General features: G+C 72.5%; 18 protein-coding genes and 2 pseudogenes. 10 read left to right on the top strand and 10 right to left on the bottom strand.

Annotation, left to right across the window (positions count from 1 at the left end; all coding sequences use genetic code 11):
- Positions 1-138: 138 nt before the first annotated feature.
- Positions 139-573, top strand: coding sequence for a nuclear transport factor 2 family protein (locus ABH937_RS17580; RefSeq protein WP_280693804.1), 435 nt, complete (start codon positions 139-141; stop codon positions 571-573).
- Between the two features lie 207 nt (positions 574-780).
- Here ABH937_RS17580 and ABH937_RS17575 read toward each other — a convergent pair whose 3' ends face one another.
- On the bottom strand, positions 781-1137 hold the full coding sequence (locus ABH937_RS17575; protein ID WP_370218733.1) for a VOC family protein: 357 nt from the start codon (positions 1135-1137) through the stop codon (positions 781-783).
- Positions 1138-1252: 115 nt separating this feature from the next.
- On the opposite strand from ABH937_RS17575, the gene ABH937_RS17570 reads away from it, so the two are divergent.
- Together ABH937_RS17570 and ABH937_RS17565 are read left to right on the top strand one after the other, a co-directional pair.
- Complete coding sequence (locus ABH937_RS17570) at positions 1253-1723, top strand: MarR family transcriptional regulator (RefSeq protein WP_280693806.1); 471 nt, start codon at positions 1253-1255, stop codon at positions 1721-1723.
- A gap of 271 nt (positions 1724-1994) precedes the next feature.
- Positions 1995-2192 carry an FAD-dependent monooxygenase gene (locus ABH937_RS17565; RefSeq protein WP_370146222.1) on the top strand — a complete coding sequence of 66 codons (198 nt, stop codon included), beginning with the start codon at positions 1995-1997 and terminating at the stop codon, positions 2190-2192.
- On the opposite strand, the pseudogene ABH937_RS17560 reads toward ABH937_RS17565, so the two are convergent.
- Positions 2176-2290, bottom strand: a pseudogene (locus ABH937_RS17560) (IMP dehydrogenase); the annotation flags it as partial. The gene ABH937_RS17565 and the pseudogene ABH937_RS17560 sit on opposite strands and share 17 nt — an antisense overlap.
- Positions 2291-2309: 19 nt before the next feature.
- Complete coding sequence (locus ABH937_RS17555) at positions 2310-2912, bottom strand: TetR/AcrR family transcriptional regulator (RefSeq protein ID WP_280693807.1); 603 nt, start codon at positions 2910-2912, stop codon at positions 2310-2312.
- A 147-nt stretch (positions 2913-3059) separates the two neighbouring features.
- On the opposite strand from ABH937_RS17555, the gene ABH937_RS17550 reads away from it, so the two are divergent.
- Positions 3060-3182 carry a hypothetical protein gene (locus ABH937_RS17550; RefSeq protein WP_280693808.1) on the top strand — a complete coding sequence of 41 codons (123 nt, stop codon included), beginning with the start codon at positions 3060-3062 and terminating at the stop codon, positions 3180-3182.
- Positions 3183-3219: 37 nt separating this feature from the next.
- Entirely contained in the window at positions 3220-3813 is a 594-nt protein-coding gene (locus tag ABH937_RS17545; protein WP_370218732.1) for a cupin domain-containing protein, read from the top strand.
- Between the two features lie 49 nt (positions 3814-3862).
- Here ABH937_RS17545 and ABH937_RS17540 read toward each other — a convergent pair whose 3' ends face one another.
- The gene (locus ABH937_RS17540; RefSeq protein ID WP_370218731.1) at positions 3863-4975 is read right to left on the bottom strand and encodes an FAD-dependent oxidoreductase; all 1113 of its coding nucleotides are present in this window, start codon (positions 4973-4975) and stop codon (positions 3863-3865) included.
- Between the two features lie 124 nt (positions 4976-5099).
- On the opposite strand from ABH937_RS17540, the gene ABH937_RS17535 reads away from it, so the two are divergent.
- Positions 5100-5693: a TetR/AcrR family transcriptional regulator gene (locus tag ABH937_RS17535; protein ID WP_370218730.1), complete on the top strand. Its 594-nt coding sequence runs from the start codon at positions 5100-5102 to the stop codon at positions 5691-5693.
- 38 nt (positions 5694-5731) lie between these two features.
- Here ABH937_RS17535 and ABH937_RS17530 read toward each other — a convergent pair whose 3' ends face one another.
- Positions 5732-5896: a hypothetical protein gene (locus ABH937_RS17530; protein ID WP_280693812.1), complete on the bottom strand. Its 165-nt coding sequence runs from the start codon at positions 5894-5896 to the stop codon at positions 5732-5734.
- 32 nt (positions 5897-5928) lie between these two features.
- Positions 5929-6285 (bottom strand): PRC-barrel domain-containing protein, encoded by a 357-nt coding sequence (locus ABH937_RS17525; protein WP_280693813.1) that lies wholly within the window; start codon positions 6283-6285, stop codon positions 5929-5931.
- 272 nt (positions 6286-6557) lie between these two features.
- Between ABH937_RS17525 and ABH937_RS17520 the strand changes: the two genes are divergently transcribed.
- Complete coding sequence (locus tag ABH937_RS17520) at positions 6558-6809, top strand: hypothetical protein (RefSeq protein WP_370218729.1); 252 nt, start codon at positions 6558-6560, stop codon at positions 6807-6809.
- A 15-nt stretch (positions 6810-6824) separates the two neighbouring features.
- Here ABH937_RS17520 and ABH937_RS17515 read toward each other — a convergent pair whose 3' ends face one another.
- Positions 6825-7412 carry a DUF5994 family protein gene (locus ABH937_RS17515; protein ID WP_370218728.1) on the bottom strand — a complete coding sequence of 196 codons (588 nt, stop codon included), beginning with the start codon at positions 7410-7412 and terminating at the stop codon, positions 6825-6827.
- Positions 7413-7632: 220 nt separating this feature from the next.
- Between ABH937_RS17515 and ABH937_RS17510 the strand changes: the two genes are divergently transcribed.
- Positions 7633-7776: a hypothetical protein gene (locus tag ABH937_RS17510; RefSeq protein ID WP_370218727.1), complete on the top strand. Its 144-nt coding sequence runs from the start codon at positions 7633-7635 to the stop codon at positions 7774-7776.
- Positions 7777-7918: 142 nt separating this feature from the next.
- Complete coding sequence (locus ABH937_RS17505; RefSeq protein ID WP_370218726.1) at positions 7919-8413, top strand: universal stress protein; 495 nt, start codon at positions 7919-7921, stop codon at positions 8411-8413.
- On the opposite strand, the gene ABH937_RS17500 is transcribed toward ABH937_RS17505, so the two are convergent.
- Positions 8406-9323 (bottom strand): LysR family transcriptional regulator, encoded by a 918-nt coding sequence (locus ABH937_RS17500; protein ID WP_370218725.1) that lies wholly within the window; start codon positions 9321-9323, stop codon positions 8406-8408. The genes ABH937_RS17505 and ABH937_RS17500 overlap by 8 nt on opposite strands.
- Before the next feature lie 76 nt (positions 9324-9399).
- Between ABH937_RS17500 and ABH937_RS17495 the strand changes: the two genes are divergently transcribed.
- Entirely contained in the window at positions 9400-10110 is a 711-nt protein-coding gene (locus ABH937_RS17495) for a hypothetical protein (protein ID WP_370218724.1), read from the top strand.
- A gap of 166 nt (positions 10111-10276) precedes the next feature.
- Here the strand turns inward: ABH937_RS17495 and ABH937_RS17490 are convergent, their stop codons facing one another.
- Together ABH937_RS17490 and ABH937_RS17485 are read right to left on the bottom strand one after the other, a co-directional pair.
- Positions 10277-11017 (bottom strand): chitinase, encoded by a 741-nt coding sequence (locus ABH937_RS17490; protein ID WP_370218723.1) that lies wholly within the window; start codon positions 11015-11017, stop codon positions 10277-10279.
- Between the two features lie 188 nt (positions 11018-11205).
- Positions 11206-17814 (bottom strand): annotated as a pseudogene (locus tag ABH937_RS17485) (SDR family NAD(P)-dependent oxidoreductase); the annotation flags it as partial.
- Positions 17815-17852: the final 38 nt, after the last annotated feature.

Below are 17852 nucleotides of genomic sequence, written 5' to 3'. Positions count from 1 at the left end.
ACCCCTCACGGCGGAGACTCCCCCGCCACGACCACCTCCCGTTGCATGGTGCGTGCCCCGATCCCCGGGGTCCGGCCGGTGCGAGGACATTCGCGCCCCGGCCGACCTCTACCTGAACAAGACTGGAGGGCACAGAAGATGAGCAACCTGACCGAGACGGTGACGCAGAGCCCGTCGGATGTCGTGCGAGGGCTGTATGACGCGCTGCGCAAGGGCGACGTGCCGGGTGTCCTGGCCAAGCTCGCCCAGGAGGTGATCGTCGACGAGCCGAAGCAACTCCCCTACGGCGGCGTGCACGAGGGCCGCGAGGCGTTCGTGCAGTCGGTCGTGGGCGTGATGATGGGCTACGCCGACGTCGCCATCACCGAGGCGGAGGTGTTCGAGGGCCCGGCCGGCGTCATCGGAACGCTCATCGGAACGCTCACGGCTCACACCACCGGCGAGGAGTTCCCGCTGACCCTGGTCGAGATCCACCAGGTCGAGGACGGCATGGTCCGCAAGATCGACGTCTACGCCAAGAACCCCCACGAGCTCGCCGCGTTCTACGCACGCGCCGAGGCGGGCACCCGCTGACGGCGACACGCTTCACCGAGGCGGGCGGCCGCCCGGACCTGGACGATCGCGTCCGGGGCGGCCCCGGCCGCCCCCTGGATGGGGTGGTCGGGGCCTTTCGTCGCTCCTGTCCGCTCGGCCGGCTGTCGACGCAGCGCGACCCGAGGACCATCGTCCAAAGCCGAACCGTCAGCCGACACTCCTCGACAGCGATCGCTGCCCGAGCCGTCAGCCGTGCAGGGTGACGACGTACCCGTCGGGGTCGGTGAATGCGAAGGTCCGGCCGAACGGGCCGTCGAACGGCGGGGTCACGATCCGCACGCCGTGCTCGACCAGGTCGTTGTGGATCTTCTCGACGTCCTCGGCCTTGAGCCACAGCGCCACGCCCCAGCCGAGCTTGTCGACGGCGTCCAGGTCGACCACGGGTTCGCGCACCGCGAACGGGACGGGCCGGGTGTCGAAGACCACCGCGTGGGGCGGGGAGGTGAGGGCGCGGGTGAGCCCGAGCCTTTCTTCGTAGAAGCGTGCGGAGGCCTCCAGGTCGTGTACCTGAAGCGCGACGAACGACGGTCCGACAACAGCCATGGTGGAAACACCCTTTCAGTATCAGGAAACCTGACATTAAGAGTAGGTCCGCACCCCGAACAATGCAAGGTAACCTGATACAAGCCAGGCAAGACCAAAGGCGAAGGAGGGGACCATGAGTGGTTCACACCGGCCGGAGAACACCGCCGACCGGCCCGGATACCTGATCAAACGGGCCCAGGCCGCACTCAACGCCCAGATGACCCGGGCCCTGCACCAACACGGCGTCACGCTCGCCCAGTTCGCCGCGCTCACGGCCCTGGCCGAGGAACCAGGCCTGTCCAACGCCGAGCTGGCGCGACGCGCGTTCATCACCCCGCAGAGCATGAACGAGAACCTGCGCGAGCTCGAACAGCGCACCTGGGTCACCCGCAGCCACCACCCCACCCACGGCCGGATCCGGCAGACCGAGCTCACCGAGCAGGGGCGCACAACCCTGCAGGCCTGCGACGCCACGGTGACGCTCATCGAGCAACGCATGCTCGCCGAGCTCGACCCCGGCCAGCGCCGCCAACTCGCCACGGCGCTGCGCACCTGCATCGCCGCCCTGAACCCCGCACAACCGGAGGCGCTCGAAGCGCCGTGACCGGCCGAAACACTCCAGCCGGCCGGCAGGTCGGACCTGTGCGGTAGAACGTGCCAGACACTTGCCCCGCCGCTGGTGGAGGGCGGAGCGGCTCAGCCTTCGCGCGCCTCATGATGCGTGGGTGCTCAGCCAGAGCAACTGGCCCCCGAAGTCACGCTGCCCGACATCGGCGACTACGTGCGCTGGGCCATGATCCTGCCGCCGAACGGCTCGCTGGAGAACCTGACCGCGCAGGACGCCGTGCTGTCCAGGATGGAAGGTTGGCACCCGCATCTGCGACGCGATCCACGCCGCCTCCCCGACCTGCGGCAACGGCGCGAACACCGCACTGCCCGACGCCGACCTGCTGCGCCGCTGCCTGATCGAGGAAGGCGAAGGCCGCCAAGATCCGCTCAGCGCGGTCGACGACACGAAGCCGTCCCGGGTGACGAGTTTCGCGCCGGCTGCCTGGCCGAAGCGGGCGAAGTAGCGTCCCATCATGACGAAGTCCGCTCCCATCGCCAGCGCCAGGGCCACGTGGTAGTCGTGCGCCAGTCCGCCGTCGGAGCAGATCGGCACGTACTCGCCGGCGGCCCCTCGCTCCGGCTCAGCTCCTGAGCGGCTGGGCCGTCGGTGCCAGGCCGGCGAGGAAGACGTCCACCAGGCGTCGCGCGGCTCGGTGCCAGTCGGTGACGTGCGGGAGTTGTTGCGCCATCAGCGCGCCGAAGATCACCAGGTCGGCCGTGCGCACGTCGTCCCGGATCGTGCCGTCCTGCCTGCCCCGGCTCAGCAGCGAGCCGAGCTCGCGGTGCACCTCGGTCTGGAGGGCGAGGGTGTCCTGGTCGAGGGGCATCGGACCGCCGTGCAGGGGCAGTACGAGGTCGGGACCGTGCTCGATGGTCTGGTCGAGGAAGCAGCGCACGGCTTCGAGTCCGGACTGATCGGTCTCGGCGGCCCGGCCGGCCGCGCCCAGGACGAGTTGGAAGGAGCGGTGCGTCAGGGCGCCGAGCAGGGCTTCGCGCGAGGGGAAGTGGCGGTAGACGGTGCCCACGCCGACTCCCGCGTCCGCCGCGACGGTCGCCATCGGTACTGCGGTGCCCTCCCGCCTGACAGCGGCGGCCGCCGCCGCCAGCACCCGGTCCCGGTTGTCGGCCGCGTCACGCCGCAGCTCCCGCCGCGGGGCGCTTTCGTTCGACTCTGCCTTCGTCACACCGTCGATGATGGCACCACCGCCGCCCTCGTCCGACAGCCCGTCCGCGTCATTGACGCTCCATCAAACGGACGATACTGTCCGCTTAGTCGTGTCGATGGCGGCGGCTCCCCGTACTACCCGATGCCACCGGAAGGTTGGGACCACATGGTCGACGTGGACGCAGCGCCGTTCGAAGTCGAGGTGCGCGGGCGCGGCCCCTGTCCGATCGTGCTGGGCGCGTCTCCCCACCAGAAGGCGCTGCGTCACCTACCGCTACGCCTCGAGTGACCAGAGCGACCTCGATGTCTTCGTCAAGGTCTCGTTGGTGTCCGCGGACCCCGACGCCGGGCTGCCGATCAAGGTCACCCAGGGCTGGCCGCGCGCCTCGCACCGCGCCGAGGACCCCGAACTGACCGCGAAATCCGAACCCGATCCCGAACCTCGAACGGAGCTCGCAATGAGCATGCTCTACCTCGCGCAACCCGAGCAGCAGCAGCAACTCGAATGGCTCGGCGGCGGCACGCTGGCGATGCTGCTCGACGCCAAGGCCACCGACGGCCAGCTGATGATGGGGCGCTTCGACGTCGCCGAGGGCGAGGCGCCGCCGTATCACATGCACACCCGTGAGGATGAGATCTTCCTGCTGATCAAGGGCACCGCCCTGGTGTGGTGCGACGATCAGGAGTACGAACTCGCCGAGGGCGGCGTGGTGTTCCTGCCGAAGCTGAAGCCGCACGGGTACCGCATCACCTCCAAGAAGGCCGACCTGCTGGTGGTCAACACGCCGGCCGGGATCGAGGAGATGTTCCGGGAGGGCGGCCGCGACAAGTCCACGCCGCGCCCGCCCGGCTTCCAGGTGACGCCCGACCCCGCCCTCGTCGAGAAGTACGGCAGCGTCATCGTGGGGCCGCCGCGCTGACGATCCGTCAGGGACGCCCAGGGGGACGCTCAGGGACGCCCAGGGACGCTCAGCGGGTCGGCGCGGGAACCATGTGGTCGAGTGCCTGCGCACAGCCCGTCGCCGCCTCGCTCGAGCGCGGCAGCATGACGCTCTCGTAGGCGCGGACGGCATCGTCGACGGTGGGTTCGGTGACGAGGGCGTGGGCGAGGTCGGCGCCGTCGAGCATGGCGAGGTTGGCGCCCAGCCCGACCGGCGGCATCAGGTGCGCGGCATCGCCGAGCAGCGTGACGCCGGGAACGTGCGCCCAGGTGTGCGGAGCGGGCAGCACGAACAGGGGCCGGTTGACGAACCCACTGTCGCTGTTCCGCAGCAGGTAGCGCAGGCTCTCGTCCCAGCCGTCGAACATCCGCAGGAGGTGTGTCCGCACGGCCCGCTTGTCGTCGAGGTCGACACCGGCGGCCACCTGCCAGTCCGCCGGCGCGCGGAAGGCGACGTAGGCGCGGATGTGGTCATTGCTGTTGCGCTGGGCGAACAGGGTCCCGTCGACACCCTTGGCCAGCATCGATCCGTTGCCGACCAGCCGCATGAGGTCGGGGTGGCGGGTGTCGCAGCGGTCGAAGCCGACCTCGACGAAGGTGACACCGGTGTAGCCGGGGACGGCCTCCGACAGGGCCGGGCGGACTCGCGACCAGGCGCCGTCGGCGCCGACCACCAGGTCGAACTCCTCGGCGGTGCCGTCACCGAATTGCAGCCGGCAGGTGCCGTCCGGCAGCGGGGTGGCCCCGCTGACGGCGTGGCCCCAGCGCACCGTGTCCTCGGTGAGCGAGTCCAGGAGCAGCGCACGCAGTTGGCCTCGGTCGATCTCCGGCCGAGGCCCTTCTCCGGTGGCCGGCACCTGCTGCGCCAGCGGGGCGGCGGTGGCGAAGTCGAGCACGCGCCACTCGTCTCCTTCGGGGCGGGACAGCGCCTGGAACCGGTCGAACAGCCCGGCCGCGCGCAGGGCGGCCTGGCCGGTGTCGGCGTGCATGTCCAGGGTGCCGCCCTGCGGGCGGGCGTCGGCGGCTGCCTCGCGTTCGAAGACGGTGACGGAGCGGCCGTGTTGCTGAAGGACTCGAGCGCAGATGAGGCCACCGAGGCCGGCGCCGACGATCGCGATGCGGAGGTCACGAGCAGAGTTCATGGGAGTGTCCCTCGGGAGGTTGGGTGAGCCGCCGGGAGGCCGGCGCTACCAAGAAAGCACACTCATGAAATAAGTGCAACGACTACACTTTCATAGCCGTTGCACCCTGGAGTACAGTGGGCGAGTGACCGAACCCACCGGGCGCCGCGAGCGCAAGAAGGCCCAGACCCGCCAGTCCCTGGCCGACGCCGCACTCGAACTCTTCCTGGAGCGCGGCTACGACCAGGTCGGCGTCAAGGACGTCGCCGACGCCGCCGACGTCTCGGTGACCACCCTGTTCAAGCACTTCTCCGGCAAGGAAGCCCTGGTCTTCGACCAGGACGACGACCTGGAAGCCGCGCTCGTCGCCGCCGTGCGCGACCGCACCGACGGGCAGTCGATCCCGCAGGCGCTGCGCGAGCACATCCTGCTGAAGCAGACCCAGTTGGCCGTCCATGCCACGGACTCGCGGTTCGCCGACTTCACGCGCCTGGTGCAGGAGACCCCGGCGCTGCGCGACTACGCCCAGCGGATGTGGACGCGCCACGAAGCGGCGCTGGCGCGGGCCATCGCCGAGGCGGTCGGCGTCCCCGAGGACGAGGTCAGCTGCGCGGCGCTGGCGCGTTTCGCTCTCGAGTCCCGCAGCCTCATCCTGCGGCACCCCGAGCCGCGCCGAGCCGCCGACGAGGCCTTCGCGTTGCTCGAACACGGCTGGGCGGCCGCCCACCCCGGCAGCTGACCCGGCGCAGGCGGGCCGACGTGCGATGTGCGGGCGGGTCAGCGCAGGGAACGCCGACTGTGCGACGAGCGCACGGCGATGTACACCACGTCGGCGACGAGGAGGACCGCGCCGATGACGAGGAGGAAGATCAGCCCGTGCACGACGGCGCCGACGATACCCAGCAGGATCGCCACGATGACGATGAACAGGAAGAGGACCATCGCATGACTCCCCGGTGGTAGTTCCGAAGTGCTCAACGGCGGGCGAGTTGGCGCTCTCCGCCGGCGCCCACCTGGTAGGTCAGGCCGTAGTGCCGGAACACGGCCTCCTCGTCCTCGGCGGGCAGGATGTCGTCCATACCGATCGCCGGGCAACCCTTCACCAGTGCCTTGTCGAAGGCGACCTTCACATACCCGGGCCCCACGCTCGCGCCGTCCAACGGCACGAAGACCAGGCGATGTCGGGTGGGCAGGCCGATCTGGACGGTCGCCATCGCCGGCTCATCGGTGCTGGTGTCCACGTACACCGCCTCCAGCGCGCCGATCTTGTGGCCACCCGAGTCCACGACGTCATGGGTGCGCCACTCACGGATGTCGCCCATCTCGATCATCTCGGCTCCCTTCGCACCGCACGGGGCACGACGGGCCCCGCCCGGCCTCCGCCGGCCTGTACCTTCCAGCTTGCGCCCGATCCCTCCATGAACACCAGCCCCTCCTGCTCCATGAACACCAACCCCTCCCGCCTGACGGTCCGTCACCAATGAACCGTCCTGACACAGGCCCCCTTCGGTGTCGGCGACAGTCCACCGGTCGCCACGCCGCCGTCGTGCCCGTACGGTCGGGTGCAGGTGGAGGATCGGAATCGTCGTCGCGGGAGGTCAAGGTGCGGCACTATCGGTGGATCCTCGAGGTCCAGGACGACGAGGGCCTCTGGTCCCCGCGAACTGGTGCCCCGATGTCGAATCCGCTGGACTACGACGGGCCGCCCCAGCAGGCGGCGAACCACCTGCGGGACGTGTTCGTCCGCACGCTGTCCGAACCCGCTCCCGGCCCCCGGGCTGTCAGGGTCCGCGTCCGCGAGGAAGGCGACCCCGCCGACGGCGCCCAGGCCGAGAGCGAGTGGTCACAGGGCTAGGGCAGGAGCGCCTGGCTACGCCGCCCCGCACCACGCGGCCGCCCGCGTCCGGGCGACGCGCGCGCGGCCGGCGGCCTCGTCGGCGCCGCCGGCGGGCTCGGCGGCCGACGGGAGGAAGCCCGAGCGGACGCCCCGGCCCGCGTTCCCATCGACGCCGCCCTTCCCCTCTCCGGCGATCAGGGCGCTCGCGGTACGGGTACTGGCCGGGTCGGCAGCCGCCGACATCAGCCGAGCGGCATCGACCACGTCCGTGGACGGCGGGACGACCAGCAGCTCGAGTCGGAGCGGGGCGTAGGAACAGACCACGATCTCCTGCTGGTCCTGTTCCTCACTGAACCAGCCCACGTGCACGAGGTGTCCCGCGACCGGGATCCGCCGCGGGATGACCGGCCACTGCGCCGGGTTCACGGTGATCCGCAGGACCTCACCCCAGCGCTTCTCCAATGCCGCGGCCAGGGAGGGGATTTCGAGAAGAAGGTCACGTGATCGGGGCCACCACGCACCATCCAGGCGGCCCGGCCGTACGCCGTCAGGCGCAAGCGACAACCGCACGTCGGAGTCGATGGATCGCATCGCGATCGCACGGTCGAGGGTCATAGTCATGATCAAGCACCTGTCTCCGGACCCCCGGAGCAGGGGTCCGGCAGAGCCGCGCGCCGGAGACGACGCCAGTGTCCGGTGCCGGCATTCGAAGTGCCTTCGGTGACACCCAGGTTACTCCGAGCAAGGCCGGGGCGAGCACTGGCGCGGCAGCCACGCCCTGGTCGCGACCCGGCGGGCGCCTTGCCTCACCGGAGGGACGCCATGCGTAACACTGTGTGGCGTGTCGAATACAGAGAAGGACGGCGGCAGCGGTGCGCCCAGTCCCGACGCCCCGTTGCCCACACTCGACCACCTACCACTCAAGATCGCCCTCTCCCCCATCCTCCCGGAGATCGTCGTCACCACCGTCCCGCTCCACGTGTGATGCGAGCGCTGGTGCCCGCAGACGGACAGGAGCAGGCTGAGAAGTGGCTCGGTGCCGGACGACCGCACAGGCCGCCCCGTCGCCGGCCGCAACAGGACGGCCACGCGCGCCTGCACGCCCACCGAATCCCTGGAGGTCCCCCATGACCGATCCTCCCGTCCCCCACCCGGCCGGCCCGATCGTGGTCGGCACGGACGGTTCGGACCCAGCCCGGCAGGCTGTGACCTTCGCGCTGCGCGAGGCCCAACTGCGCGGCACCGGGCTGCGAGCCGTCTGCGCATACGAGTACACACCCACCCTGCACTCAGGCTTCGAACGGGCGGTCGACTCCGGCCCCGACAGCAACCCCATCCCCCAGCAACGCGATCTCGTCACGCAGGCCGTGGCCGACTCCGTCGAGCAACTGCGGCAACAGCTCGGCGGACCCGCCGTGGACGTGGAGATCGTCTGCGAGAAAGGCCGTCCGGCGCAGGTCCTGCTCGAAGCGAGCAAGGGTGCCTGCCTGCTCGTGGTCGGCTCCCGGGGATCAGGTGCGTGGGGACGCCTCACCCTCGGCTCGACCAGCACCGAGGTCGTCCACCACGCTCACCTTCCCGTCGTGGTCATACCGGTGGAGCACGACACCGCCGCTACCTGACGATGTCCTGGGGCCTGTCCGGCACCTGACGATCGGTCACGAGATCGGCGAACCGCCGGGCAGCCTCGGTGGGGTTGGCCGGGTGGATGAGTTCCGTCCGGTGGACCAGGCGGGGTGCGGCGACCGGGACGGCCGCGATGCCGGGAAGCGTGGCGGCGAGTGCCAGCGGGAGCGCGGCGAGGCCGTGGCCGGCGGCGGCCAGTGCGGCGAGGCCGTGCAGATCGGTCCCGCGGTGGCGGACGCGGGGGTGGAAGCCGTCGGCTCGGCAGACGGCGCGCAGCCGGTCGAGCGGGATCGCGGTGTCGGGGGCGTCGATCCACTGGGCCTGCGTGAGGTCGATCAGGCGCACCGACCCGCGCCCGGCCAGCGGATGGTCGCGGGGGAAGAGCACGGCCAGGGTCTCCTCGGCTGCGGCGAGCGTGGTGGTGGGGCCGAGGTTGGGCAGTGGGAGCGGGTCGCTGGGGGCGGCGGCGCCGTCGACCAGGCCGATGTCGGCGCCCCCGGTGAGCACGTTCTCGATCACCGCGTCCCGGCCGAGGACCCGTACCTCGAGGTCCAGCGGGTAGGTGGTGGTGCGCAGTTGGGCGAGGGCCCGGGCAACGGCGGGACCGAGGGCGGCGGGCGCGTGGGCGAGGGTCAGCCGGGTGGGGTGGGTGTGGCGCAGGCGGGTGATGTCGGCGCGGGCGGCGTCCAGGAGCAGCAGCAGGGCGGGGGCGTGTTCCAGCAGTCGTGCTCCGGCCGGGGTGGGGGCCACGGGGCGGCGTTCGATCAGTCGGGTGCTCAGGTCGGCCTCGAGCGCGGCGATGTGCTGGGAGACGGCGGACTGGGTGTAGCCGAGCACCGAGGCGGCGGCGGAGAAGGAGCGCTGGTCGAGGACCGCGACGAAGGTGCGCAGCAGATGCGGATTCACGTGCATCAGTATTGCTTATGCGCGGTGCAGAGAACATCGTTGGACCTGATGCTGGAGGGCCAGCAGGATGGTGGTCATGAACCACACCGCACGTATCGCCCTGGTCGGCGACCGCTCCGACGCCGTCCGCGCCCACACCCGCATCCCCGGCCTGCTCGAGACGCTGCGCGGACGGGACGGGCTGGACCTGGACGCCTACTGGATCCCCAGCGAGGACGCCGACCAGGACCTCGACGGCTTCGACGCGATCTGGGTCCTGCCCGGCAGCCCCTACCGCAGCGAGGACGGTGCCCTGGCAGCGATCCGCACCGCACGCGAGAACCGCATCCCGTTCCTGGGGACCTGCGGCGGCTTCCAGCACGCACTACTGGAGTTCGCCCGCGACGTCTGCGGCCTCGACCGCGCCGGCCACGCCGAGAACGACCCGGCGACCGCCGACCAGGACGCGGTGATCCTCCCGCTGGCCTGCTCGCTGGTCGGCCATGAGGGAGCCGTCCGGGTCACCCCCGGCTCCCGGGCCGCCCAGTTGCTCGGCGCGGAGCGCACCCAGGCGCGGTACCACTGCAATTACGGCGTCAACCCGCAACACCTGGACGTGCTGCGCGAGCACGGCCTGGCCTTCACGGGGACCGATGAGTCCGGCGACGTCCGGATCGCCGAACTGCCCACCCACCCCTTCTTCCTGGCCACCCTCTTCCAGCCCGAGCTGGACGGTGACGGCACCCGGGTCCACCCGCTGATCACCGGACTGGCCGCAGCCGCCACCGACCACGCCGCCGCCCGATGAGCGCGCGCACCGTACTGGGCACCGTGCTGGACCGGGCAGGCGCCCCCGTCCGCGCCTGGCTGCGCGCGTGCACCGTGCCCGAGGCCCACGCCAGGAGCCCGCTCGCCACCTTCCCGGACGCCGCGCTCGGTGCCGCGCGCTCAGCGCCGCAGAATCTGATGCCGGCTCAGCAGGAGATGTCGCCGCCGCCGACGTCGGTACCGAGGACGCCGACGAACCTCTTGTAGAGGTTGATCCGGTCGTTGCGCTCGTCCGGGTTCTTGCCGTTGCACTCCAGGTCGCCGTTGATGCTGCGGATCGTCTCGCCGAAGCCCCTGCCGTTGACCATCGCGTCGTGCGGGGTCATCGTCCCGGCGCCCTTCTGGGTGTCCCAGAACCACAGGGCGGTCTCCCAGGACACGGCGGCGTCGCGCTCCACCCGGTACGGGTCCTTCAGCAGGTCGATGTGCAGGGCGTCACCGGCCGCCTTGTAGTTGAAGTTCCAGCTCAGCTGCAGCGGGCCGCGCCCGTAGTAGGCGGCCACACCGGCCGGGCAGCCGTAGGGCTGGCTCTGGTCGCAGTAGTGGGAGTAGTTGGCCTGGTTCTGCTCGACGATGTATTTCAGGCCGGCGGTCTCGTGGCTCACGTTGGCCAGGAAGGCGGCCGCCTCGCGCTTGCGCACCGCATCGCTGCCGGTCGTGGCGAATCCCGGGTAGGCACTCAGTGCGCTGGTCAGGCCCTGGTAGGTGTAGAAGCCGTTCCGGGCCGGGAACATCTGGTTGAACTGCGCCTGGCTGACCACGAACGACCCGGCGGCCGAGGCGGGCACCGCCGGAACGGCGACCGCCAGCCCGCTGACGACCGCCGCGGCGCTCAGCATGGCCAGCACGCGGGACCGGGTTCGGGATACGGCACGGGAAAGGGACATCTGCACTCCTTCGGTGGCGGGGACCGAGCTGCTCGAGTCGTCGGGGGCGAGTGATTCGGATTCTCGGAGCTTCGAGGACGAATCAACGGCTGGAGCCTTTCATGAATTCGGCACGAACAAGCGTGAATTGACGGTAGATCACTCGCTCGGGGACGATCTTGCCCACGGGTTGACGGCCTCGCGGCTGCTCAGTCCACCGTGCGGCCCAGCTCCTGGTCGATGAAGGCGAAGAGCTCGCTGGTGCCGGCGGCCTGGAGCAGGTCGTCGACGTCGGTGGGCTCGTCGCTGTTCTGCGGACCGGCCCACTTGGCGGTGAGGGAGCTGAGCCGGCGGTGGATCTCGGTGCGCTCGGCCGGGGCCGGGTCGGCGGCGAGCAAGGCCGCCTCCAGGGCGTCGAGTTCGGCGCGCATCCGTTCCACGAAGGGGATCTCACGCGGTGCCAGTTCGACGTGCAGGTAGCCCGCCAGGGCCGCGACGGTCGGGTGGTCGAAGATCAGCGTGGGGGCCAGCCGCAGGCCGGTCGCCGCGTTGAGGCGGTTGCGCAGCTCCACCGCGGTCAGCGAGTCGAAGCCGAGGTCCTTGAAGGCGCGTTCACGGTCGACGGCGGCCGGGTTGCCGTGGGCGAGGACGGTGGCGACCTCGCCGCGGACCAGGTCGAGCAGCAGGTCCAGCTGCTCGGTCGCGGGGAGCCGGGCCAGCCGGTCGGTCAGCGACTTGGCGTTCGCGGGCGCACCGGCCGCGGCCCGGGGCCGGGGGGCCCGCACCAGGGTGGTGAGCGCGGGCTGGAGCAGCCCGGCGTCGGACTGCGCCCGCAGGGCGGCGTGGTCGAAGCGGGCGGGCAGGGTCACCGGGAACGGGCCGCCGAGCGCGCGGTCGAGCAGGTCCAGCGCCTGCTCGGCCTCGATCGGCTGGATGCCGGTGCGGCGCAGCCGGTCGAGCTCGGCCTTGCCCAGCTTGCCGGTCAGGGCGCTCTCCGCCGCCCACATGCCCCAGGCCAGCGCCGTCCCGGGCAGGCCGCGGGCCTGGCGGTGGGCGGCCAGCGCGTCGAGGAAAGCGTTGGCGGCACCGTAGTTGGCCTGCCCCGGGTTGCCGAGCGTGCCGGCCAGCGAGGAGAACAGCACGAAGGCGGCGAGGCCGCTGTCCCGGGTCAGCCGGTGCAGGTGCCAGGCGGCGTCGGTCTTCGGCCGCAGCACGGCGTCGACCTGATCGGCGGTCAGGCCGGCCAGCGCGGCGTCGGCGGTGACGCCGGCCACGTGCAGCACGGCGGTCAGCGGATGCTCGGCCGGGATCGCGGCGAGCAGCGCGGCCAGCGCCGCTCGGTCCGCCGTGTCGCAGGCGACGACGGTGGCCCGGGCGCCCAGCGCGGTGAGCTCGGCGACGAGTTCCCGGGCGTGCGGCGCGTCCGGGCCCCGGCGGCTGACCAGCAGCAGGTGGCGGGCGCCGTGCCGGGTGACCAGGTGGCGCGCGACCAGCGCGCCCAGGGTGCCGGTGCCGCCGGTCACCAGGACGGTGCCGGGGCCGTCCAGCCGGGCCGGCATGCTCAGCACCACCTTGCCGACGTGCCGGGCCTGTTGCAGGTGCCGGAACGCCTCGGGCGCGCGGTGCAGCGGCCAGCTGGTGAGTGGCAGCGGCCGCAGCGCCCCGGCCTCGAAGAGCGCCAGCACCTCGGCGAGCAGCTGGGCGATCCGGTCCGGGTCCAGCGCGGCCAGGTCGAACGCCTGGTAGCTGATGCCGGGGTGGTCGGCCGTGACCGCCTGCGGGTCGCGGATGTCGGTCTTGCCCATTTCGGCGAACCGGCCGCCCGGTGCCAGCAGCCGCAGCGAGGCGTCGACGAACTCGCCGGCCAGCGAGTCGAGGACCACGTCCACGCCCCGGCCGCCGGTCGACGCCCGGACCTGCTGCTCGAAGTCGAGGGTGCGGGAGTCGGCGATGTGCGCGTCGTCCAGTCCGCTCGCCCGCAGCGTGTCCCACTTCGGCCGGCTGGCGGTGCCGAACACCTCCGCGCCCAGGTGCCGGGCGAGTTGGACCGCGGCCATGCCGACGCCGCCGGTCGCGGCGTGGATCAGCACCCGCTCGCCCGCCTTGAGCCCGGCCACGTCGACCAGGCCGTGATAGGCGGTGAGGAAGACCGTCGGCACCGCGGCGGCCTGCTCGAAGGTCCAGCCGGCCGGGATCCGGGCGAGCCGGCGGCGGTCGGCCACGGCCGTCGCGCCGAAGGCCGGCGCGAACAGGCCCAGCACCCGGTCGCCGGGGGCCAGGTCCGGCACGCCGGGTCCGGTCTCCAGCACCACGCCGGCGCCCTCACCGCCCAGCACCGCAGCGCCCGGATACATGCCGAGGGCGACCAGCACGTCGCGGAAGTTCAGTCCGGCGGCGCGGACGGCGATCCGGACCTCGCCTCGGGCCAGCGGCCGCCCGGCGTCCTCGTCCGGGACCGGCGCCAGCCGCTCCAGCGTGCCGGGTTCGAGCGTGTCCAGGCGCCAGTGGCCGGTGACCGGCGGGACGAGGTGGCCGGTGGTGTCGGCCCGGGTCACCCGCGGTGCCAGCACCCGTCCGTCGCGGATCGCGGTCTGCGGCTCACCGGTGGCCAGCGCCCGCGCCACCGCGCGGTCCAGGTCGGTCTCGCGGTCCTGGTCGGCCTCGCGGTCCGGGTCGGCCTCGCGGTCCGGGTCGGTCTCGTAGTCCGGGTCGCAGTCCACCAGCAGGAGCCGGTCCGGGTACTCGAGTTGGGCGGTGCGCAGCAGGCCCCAGAGCGCGGCGGCGGGCAACTCGGCGACATCCTCGCCCGGCCGGGCGGCCACGGCGCCACGGGTGCGCAGGGCGAGCCGGCTGCCGGTGAACCGGTCGTCCGCCAGCCAGCGGCGGACCAGGTCGAGCACCTCGTGGACCGCGCGGCGGACCTGCTCGGCCAGCTCGTCACCGGGCTCCGCGCCACCGCCGGCCCCGCCCGCCCAGGCGAGGACCACCGTCTGCGGCGCCGGTGCGCCCGCCGCGATCGACTCGGCGAGCGCGGGCAGCTCCTCGGCCGTGACGGTGACCCAGGTGTCCGCCGCTGGGTCGCCGTCACGGCCGCCCGCCGTGGTCGGCTCGGGCAGCGGGAGCCACTCCAGGCGGTAGAGCGGTGCCTCGGTGCCGGCCGCCGCCCGCAGGTCCGCCGCCAACTGGTCGGCGGCCAGCGGTCGCAGCGCCAGCGACTCCACCACGGCGACCGGTGCGCCGACCGGGTCGGTGACGGTGAGCGTGACGGCGTCCGGCCCGGCCGGGGAGAGCTTCACCCGGGCCGCGGCGGCACCGGTGGCGTGCAGGGTGATGCCGCGCCAGGAGAACGGCAGCATGGGCTGTGGCGCGCCGTCCGGCCCGGTGCGGTCCTGGAAGAGGAGCGCGTGCAGGCTCGCGTCCAGCAGTGCCGGGTGGACGCCGAAGCCCGTGGTGGGCAGGTCGGTGGGCAGCGCCACCTCGGCGTAGAGGTCCGTGCCCAGGCGCCAGCAGGCCGCCAGGCCCTGGAAGGCGGGGCCGTAGCCGAGGCCGAGCCGTGCCAGCTCCTGGTAGAGGGTGCCGGTGTCCAGCGCGGTCGCACCGGCGGGCGGCCACTGCTCTGCCGCCCACGGCGCCGGCCCGTCGGGGTCGGTGCGGTCGAGCAGCCCGGTCGCGTGCCGGGTCCAGGGCTGCTCCTCCTCGTCCTGATCGGTCCCAGCGCGCCGCGCGTGGATGTCGATCGGCCGCCGCCCGGCCTCGTCGGGGGCGCCGACCACGAGCTGCAGGTGGACGTCGCCGTCCACGGGCAGCACCAGCGGCCCCTCCAGGGTGAGGTCCTCGACCCGGTCGCAGCCCGCCTGCCGACCGGCCTCCAAGGCGAGGTCGACGAACGCGGTGCCGGGCAGCAGCACGGTGCCCGCCACCGCGTGGTCGGCCAGCCAGGGGTGGGTGCGCAGCGAGAGACGGCCGGTGAGGACCAGGGTCCGGTCACCGGCGAGGTCCAGGGTGGCGCCGAGCAGGGGGTGTCCGGTCACCCGCTGGCCCAGGCCCGCCGCATCCACCGTGACGAGGGGCGAGCCGAGCCAGTAACGATCCTTCTCGAAGGGGTAGTTGGGCAGTTCGACCGGGCGTCGCCCGGTGCCGAACGCGGCACTGAAGTCCACCTCGACGCCACGGACGTGCAGCGCCGCGAGAGCCAGCAGCACGCCTTGGACGGCGGACACGTCACGGCGGCCCGCGGCGCCGAGCACGGCGCCCGGGTCGTCGGGCAGGCAGTCGACCAGCATCGCGGTGAGCACCGGCTGCGGCCCCAGTTCGAGGTGGTTCACCACGCCCTGCGCGACCAACTCGCGGACGCAGTCGGCGAACCGCACCGCCTCGCGGGCGTGCCGCACCCAGTACTCGGGGTCGCCCAGGCCGCCGCTCTCGATCCGTCCGGTCAGGGTGGAGACGATCGGGATCCGCGGTTCGGCGAACGCCGCCTTTGCCGCGACCGCGCGCAACCCGTCCAGCATCGGTTCCATCAACGGCGAGTGAAAGGCATGACTGACCGTCAGTTGCTTGGTCCTGCGACCAAGTTCACGGAAGTGTTCGGCGAGCTCGGCGACCGCCGCCGCCTCGCCGGAGAGGACCACGGAGCCCGGTCCGTTCAGCGCCGCGATCCCGACCCGGTCACCGTAATCGGCCAGCAGCGGGCGGACCTCCTGCTCGGCCGCCTGGACCGAGACCATCGCGCCGCCGGCCGGCAGCTCCTGCATCAGCCGGCCGCGTGCGGCGACCAGCGCGGCCGCATCGGGCAGCGACAGAACGCCGGCGACATGGGCGGCGGCGAGCTCGCCGACGGAGTGCCCGGCCAGCAGGTCGGGCACCGCGCCGAAGCTCTCCAGCAAGCGGAACAGGGCGGTGCCGTAGGCGAAGAGTGCGGGCTGGGTGTAGCCGGTCTGGTCGAGCAGCGCCGCCTCGGGGGTGCCCGGGTCGGCGAACATGACCTCGCGCAGCGGGCGCGCCAGGTGGCGGTCGAGCTCGGCGCAGGCCTGGTCCAGGGCGGCGGCGAACACCGGGAAGGCGGCGTGCAGTTCACGGCCCATGCCGGGACGCTGGGCACCCTGCCCGGGGAAGAGGAAGGCGGTCCGGCCTGTGGTGGTCCGGCCGGTCAGCAACTCGGCTGCAGGACGCTGCTCGGCCAGGGCCAGCAGGGCCCGGCGGAAGTCGTCGGGCTCGGCCGCGACGACCACCGCCCGGTGCTCGAAGGAACCGCGGGCGGTCGCCAGCGCGTGGCCGACGTCGGCCGGCTCGGTGGCCGCCACCGACTCCAGCAGCCGCTGGGCGCTCGCCCGCAGTGCGGCCTCGCTGCGCGCGGAGAGCAGCCAGGGCAGCGCCGGGGCCGGCGGTACCGGCCCGCCGACCGGTTCAGCAGCAGGCTCGGCGACCGGTTCGGCCGGCGCCTGTTCGAGGATCACGTGCGCGTTGGTGCCGCTCAGGCCGAACGAGGAGACCGCCGCCCGCCGGGGCGCCCGCTCGGGCCACGGCCGGGCCTCGGTGAGCAGCGCGACCGTACCGTCCGACCAGTCCACGTGAGTGGAGGGTCGGTCCACGTGCAGGGTCGCGGGCAGCACGCCGCGCCGCATGGCCTCGACCGCCTTGATCACCCCGGCCACCCCGGCTGCGGCCTGGGCGTGGCCGATGTTGGACTTGATCGAGCCCAGCCAGAGCGGTCGATCGGCGGCCCGGCCGCGCCCGTAGGTGGCCAGCAGCGCCTGCGCCTCGATCGGGTCGCCGAGCGTGGTGCCGGTGCCGTGCGCCTCCACCAGGTCGACGTCCGCCGTCGTCAACCGGGCGTCGGCGAGCGCCCGTTCGATCACCTGCTGCTGGGACGGGCCGCTCGGCGCGGTCAACTGGCTGCTGGTGCCGTCGGAGTTGACGGCGGAGCCGCGCAACACGGCCAGCACGGGGTGTCCGTGGGCGTGAGCATCGGAGAGCCGCTCCAGCAGCAGCATGCCGACGCCCTCGGACCAGATCGCGCCGTCCGCCGCCTCCGCGAAGGACTTGCAGCGGCCGGCCGGGGAGAGGCCGCGCTGGCGGCTGAACTCCACGAAGGCCGCCGGCGTCGCCATCACGGTCGCCCCGCCGGCCAGCGCCAGCCCGCACTCCCCCAGCCGCAGCGCCCGCATCGCCAGGTGCACGGCGACCAGCGAGGAGGAGCAGGCCGTGTCCACGGTCAGGGTGGGCCCGCGGAAGCCGAACTGGTAGGAGATCCGCCCCGAGGCGATGCTGCCCGCGCTGCCCACGCCCAGGAACCCCTCCAACTCGGCGGGGGCCGGCCTGGCCTGCTCGGCGTAGTCGTTGTACATCACCCCGGCGAACACCCCGGTGTCGCTCTCGCGCAGGGTGGCCGGGTCGACCCCGGCGTTCTCCAGCGCCTCCCAGGTGGTCTCGAGCAGCAACCGCTGCTGCGGGTCGGTGGCCAGCGCCTCACGCGGGCTCATCCCGAAGAAGTCCGGGTCGAACTCGGCCGCGTCGTACAGGAATCCACCCTCCCGCACATAGCTCCTGCCCGACCGCTCCGGATCCGGGTCGTACAGACCCGCCAGATCCCAACCACGATCGGTCGGGAACTCCCCGATCGCGTCCACACCCTGCTCCACCAGCCGCCACAACTCCTGCGGCGAACGCACCCCACCCGGATAGCGGCAGGCCATCCCGACGATCGCGATCGGCTCCCTGACCCGCTCCTCGGTGTCGGTCAACCGCTGCCGGGTCTGACGGAGTTCGGTGGTGGCCCGCTTGAGGTAGTCGCGGAGCCGGTCCTCGTTGGTGGTCACGTGAGCCTCTCGTTCGGGTCGGCCGCCAGGTGCTGTGG

The sequence above is a fragment of the Kitasatospora sp. GAS1066B genome, assembly GCF_041262605.1.
Lineage (GTDB): Bacteria > Actinomycetota > Actinomycetes > Streptomycetales > Streptomycetaceae > Kitasatospora.
Note: the sequence above shows the minus strand (reverse complement) of the source record. Positions and strands in the feature narration are given on the sequence as shown.

Bases quoted from the DNA above. Each gene is read 5' to 3' on its own strand.
- ABH937_RS17580 (WP_280693804.1), top strand. From the start codon at position 139: ATGAGCAACCTGACCGAGACGGTGACGCAGAGCCCGTCGGATGTCGTG.
- ABH937_RS17575 (WP_370218733.1), bottom strand. From the start codon at position 1,137: ATGGCTGTTGTCGGACCGTCGTTCGTCGCGCTTCAGGTACACGACCTG.
- ABH937_RS17570 (WP_280693806.1), top strand. From the start codon at position 1,253: ATGAGTGGTTCACACCGGCCGGAGAACACCGCCGACCGGCCCGGATAC.
- ABH937_RS17550 (WP_280693808.1), top strand. From the start codon at position 3,060: ATGGTCGACGTGGACGCAGCGCCGTTCGAAGTCGAGGTGCGCGGGCGC.
- ABH937_RS17540 (WP_370218731.1), bottom strand. From the start codon at position 4,975: ATGAACTCTGCTCGTGACCTCCGCATCGCGATCGTCGGCGCCGGCCTC.
- ABH937_RS17530 (WP_280693812.1), bottom strand. From the start codon at position 5,896: ATGGTCCTCTTCCTGTTCATCGTCATCGTGGCGATCCTGCTGGGTATC.
- ABH937_RS17525 (WP_280693813.1), bottom strand. From the start codon at position 6,285: ATGATCGAGATGGGCGACATCCGTGAGTGGCGCACCCATGACGTCGTG.
- ABH937_RS17515 (WP_370218728.1), bottom strand. From the start codon at position 7,412: ATGACTATGACCCTCGACCGTGCGATCGCGATGCGATCCATCGACTCC.
- ABH937_RS17505 (WP_370218726.1), top strand. From the start codon at position 7,919: ATGACCGATCCTCCCGTCCCCCACCCGGCCGGCCCGATCGTGGTCGGC.
- ABH937_RS17495 (WP_370218724.1), top strand. From the start codon at position 9,400: ATGAACCACACCGCACGTATCGCCCTGGTCGGCGACCGCTCCGACGCC.
- ABH937_RS17490 (WP_370218723.1), bottom strand. From the start codon at position 11,017: ATGTCCCTTTCCCGTGCCGTATCCCGAACCCGGTCCCGCGTGCTGGCC.